Raw genomic sequence first — 3,640 nt, 5'->3', positions numbered from 1 at the left:
AGCTCGCCCAGGTCGCCGCCGGGGAAGAAGGCCGGCTGGACGGTGAAGGAGTCGGTGGTGACGGCCAGCCGCCCGCGCGGCGCCGGCAGGAGGGCGGCGTCGGTCAGCTCGGCCAGCCCCGGGTCGGGGAAGGCCTTCAGGAAGACCTCCCGGATCAGCCGGTGCGTCAGCTGCCCGCCGTCCCCGTGCTGGAGGAGGATCCGCTCCTTCTCCCGCGGCATCGGTCACGCCACCTCCCCGGGCCGGCCCGCCGCGCCCCGGGCCTCCCCGCCCCGCGCGGGCCCGCGCCGCGCGGCCGCCAGCGCCGCCTCCACGGCCTCGGGCTCGTACTGGTAGTAGGCCGCGCAGGAGCCCTCGCTGGAGACCATGCAGGGGCCGATGGGCCGTTCGGGCGTGCAGGCGACGGCGAAGAGCTTGCAGCCCGTGGGCAGGACCTTCCCCTGCAGAACGTCGCCGCAGCGGCAGCCGGGCGGCACCCGGGTGGGCGGCAGGTCGAGGTCCAGCCTCCGCGAGGCGTCGTACCGGGCGAACTCCCCGGCGATGGCCATGCCGCTCGCCGGGATGGGGCCGAGCCCGCGCCAGACCGCGTCCGCCGGGCGGAAGACCCGCCGGATCAGCTCCTGGGCGTGCGGGTTGCCGTGCTCCTGGACGGTCCGGGGATAGGCGTTCCGCACTTCGGCACGGCCGTCGGCGATCAGGGTGGCCAGCTCTCCCACACCGGCCAGCAGGTCCAGCGGGTCGAAGCCGGTCACGACACCGGGAAGCCCGTACTCCCGGGCGAGGAACTGCCAGCCGTCCGTGCCCGTGACCACGCTGACGTGACCGGGCAGGACGAAGCCGTCCAGGCGCGCGTCGCCCCCGTCCAGGAGCGCGCGCACCGCCGGCGGGGTGTACTTGTGCGCCGACAGGACGGCGAAGTTCCCGAGACCTCGCGCCTGCGCCTCCAGGATGGCGTGGGCGATACCCGGCGCCGTCGTCTCGAAGCCCACCCCCAGAAAGACCACCGTCGCCTCCGGCTTCTCCTCGGCCACCTTGAGCGCGTCCAGGGCGGAGTAGACGACGCGCACGTCGGCGCCCTGCGTCCGCTCCTGTTGGAGCGTGGTCCGGCTGCCGGGGACGCGCATCATGTCGCCGAAGGTGGTGACGATGACGCCGGGCACCCGCGCGGTCTCGATCATGGCGTCGATGTCGCGCTGGTCGGTGACGCAGACCGGGCAGCCGGGGCCCGAGACCAGCTCCACCAGGTCGCTCAGCACGCTCCGCACCCCGCTGCGCGAGAAGGAGACGGTGTGGGTGCCGCAGACCTCCATCAGCCGGAGCTTCCTCCCGAGACGGGAGTCGGCGCGCTCCAGCTCCTGGCGGACGCCGCGCACGACGGCGCGGGCGCGCTCGGGGTCCCTAAAGCCCTTCAGCGTCGTCCAGTCCATAGAGCTCCGTCCAGAGCGCGAGGCTCGCCTCCGCCTCCTCGGCGTCGACGATCTCGATGGCCTCGCCCGCATGGACCATGACAAAGTCGCCCACCTGCACCTCGGGGACGAGCGCCACGCCCACCTCGCGCTCGTTGCCGAAGTACTCCACCGTCGCCATCTGCCGCTCGCGGTCGACGGCGACCACCCTACCGGGTGCCGCCAGACACATCCTCGACCCACCTCCTGCGTGCGATCACCGCCTGGCCCAGCCCGAGCCCCCCGTCGTTGGGAGGAAGCTGGACCGGCGTCACCACCCCGATCCCCCGTCCGCGGAGCAGCTGCTCCGCCCGTTCCAGGAGAAGCGGGTTCTGCATGCTCCCTCCCGTCAGCACCACGCGGTCGACGCCGCGCGCCTCCGCCCACCGCCCGAGCGCCTCGGTCAGGGCGGCGGCGACGGTCTCGTGGAAGTCGGCGGCCAGCCGTTCCGCCGGAGCCCCCTCGAGGCGGCGCTGCACCAGCTCGCGGAGCGCCGGACGGAGATCGAAGCGGAGCCGGCCGCCCTCGCCGTCCCCGTCACGCCCGTCGCCGGGCTCGAGGGCGAAGGGATAGGACCGGGGCCGGTATCCGGCGCGCACCGCCCGTTCCGCCGCCTCGCCCAGCTCGATGGCCGCCTGGCCCTCGTAGGTGTTGACCCGCGCCAGGCCGAGCAGGGCGGAGACGGCGTCGAAGAGGCGGCCGGCGCTGGAGGTGAGCGGGGCGTTCAGCCCGCTCACCTCCAGCGCCTCGAGCGCCTCCAACTTCGCCGCGGGAAGGTCGAGGAGGTGGCGGGCCAGCCTGCCTCCCCGGTCCGGCCCGAAGGCGTCCCATAGGTGGCTGACCGCCATCCGCCAGGGCTCCCGGACCGCCGCCTCGCCGCCGGGCATCGGGACGTAGCGCAGGTGTCCGAGCCGCTCGAAGCCCGAGGCGTCGCCCCAGAGCACCTCCCAGCCCCAGATCCGCCCGTCCGTCCCGTAGCCGGTCCCGTCCATCACCGCGCCCAGCGCCGGTCCCTCCAGGCCCGCCTCGGCCAGGGCGGCGACGAGGTGGGCGTGGTGGTGCTGGATCGGGACCACCCCGGCCCCCTGCTCGCGGGCGAACTCCCGGGCGAGGCGGGAGATCCGGTAGCCCGGGTGGGCGTCGACGCCCACCACCTCGGGGCGGAGCGAGAGCAGGCGCTGGAAGCGGTCGAGCGCCAGGCGCCAGGCTTCCTCCGCCTCGAGGCTCTCCATCTCGCCGACATGGGGGCCGGCGTAGGCCTCGGCGCCGCGGAGGAGGCAGAAGGCGTTCTTCATCTCGCCGCCGGCGCCCAGCGCCGCCGGCCCCTCCGCCGCCGCACCGCGGAGGGGCAGGGGGCGCGGCACGTAGCCGCGCGAGCGGCGCTGGATCTGCGTCCGGCCGGCGACGCGGCGGACGACCGAGTCGTCGGCGCGGTTGACGATCGTCCGGTTGTGCAGCAGGAAGCGGTCGGCCACTCCGCCCAGCCGCTCCAGCGCCCCCTCGTTCTCGAACTCCAGCGGCAGGCCGGAGAGGTTGCCGCTGGTCATCACCAGGACCTCCGGTCCCTCCGCCAGGAGGAGCAGGTGGAGCGGGGTGTAGGGGAGCATGACGCCCAGCGTCTGGAGTCCCGGCGCCAGCGAGGGCGCCAGTTCGCGACGCGCCGCCTCCGTCTTGCGGGCCAGGAGGATGGGCGCCTCGGGGCTCGCGAGCAGCGCCTCCTCCTCGGCGTCCAGCTCGACGTAGCGCCGGGCCGTCGCCAGGTCGCGCACCATCACCGCGAAGGGCTTGGCCGGGCGGTGCTTCCTGCGGCGGAGCCGCGCCACCGCCTCCTCGTTCCGCGCGTCACAGGCCAGGTGGAAGCCGCCCAGCCCCTTGAGCGCCACCACCTCGCCGCGGGCGATCGCCTCCCGGAAGGCATCGAGCCAGTCCTCCTCCAGCCGCCGGCCCTCTGGCGTCGCCAGCCAGACCTCCGGTCCGCAGGCCGGGCAGGCCACCGGCTGGGCGTCGAAGCGGCGGTCGGCGGGGTCGTGGTACTCGCGGGCGCACTCCGGGCACAGGGCGAACTCCGCCATGGCGGTCAGCGGCCGGTCGTAGGGGAGATCCCGGACGATGGTGTACCGCGGCCCGCAGTTGGTGCAGTTGGTGAACGGGTAGCGGTAGTGGCGGTCGCCGGGGTCGAAGATCTCCCGGCGGCA

General features: G+C 74.8%; 4 protein-coding genes. All 4 read right to left on the bottom strand.

The features are described from left to right. Window positions 1-221, bottom strand: a 221-nt coding sequence (locus K6U79_11345; protein ID MCL6522947.1) for a hydrogenase expression/formation protein HypE, incomplete at its 3' end; no start/stop codon positions are given. Between the two features lie 3 nt (window positions 222-224). Next, a complete protein-coding gene (gene hypD, locus K6U79_11340) occupies window positions 225-1,427 on the bottom strand; it encodes a hydrogenase formation protein HypD (protein MCL6522946.1) in 1,203 nt (400 codons plus the stop codon). Further along, complete coding sequence (locus K6U79_11335) at window positions 1,399-1,638, bottom strand: HypC/HybG/HupF family hydrogenase formation chaperone (GenBank protein MCL6522945.1); 240 nt, start codon at window positions 1,636-1,638, stop codon at window positions 1,399-1,401. Before K6U79_11335 ends, hypD begins: the two co-directional genes overlap by 29 nt. Beyond that, window positions 1,616-3,640, bottom strand: a 2,025-nt coding sequence (gene hypF, locus K6U79_11330) for a carbamoyltransferase HypF (protein MCL6522944.1), incomplete at its 5' end; no start/stop codon positions are given. The genes K6U79_11335 and hypF, both read right to left, overlap by 23 nt.

The sequence above is a fragment of the Bacillota bacterium genome (assembly GCA_023511835.1).
Lineage (GTDB): Bacteria > Bacillota > Sulfobacillia > JAIMAT01 > JAIMAT01 > JAIMAT01.
Note: the sequence above shows the minus strand (reverse complement) of the source record. Positions and strands in the feature narration are given on the sequence as shown.

Coding starts and splice junctions, on each gene's coding strand:
- hypD (MCL6522946.1), bottom strand. CDS start 1,427: ATGGACTGGACGACGCTGAAGGGCTTTAGGGACCCCGAGCGCGCCCGC.
- K6U79_11335 (MCL6522945.1), bottom strand. CDS start 1,638: ATGTGTCTGGCGGCACCCGGTAGGGTGGTCGCCGTCGACCGCGAGCGG.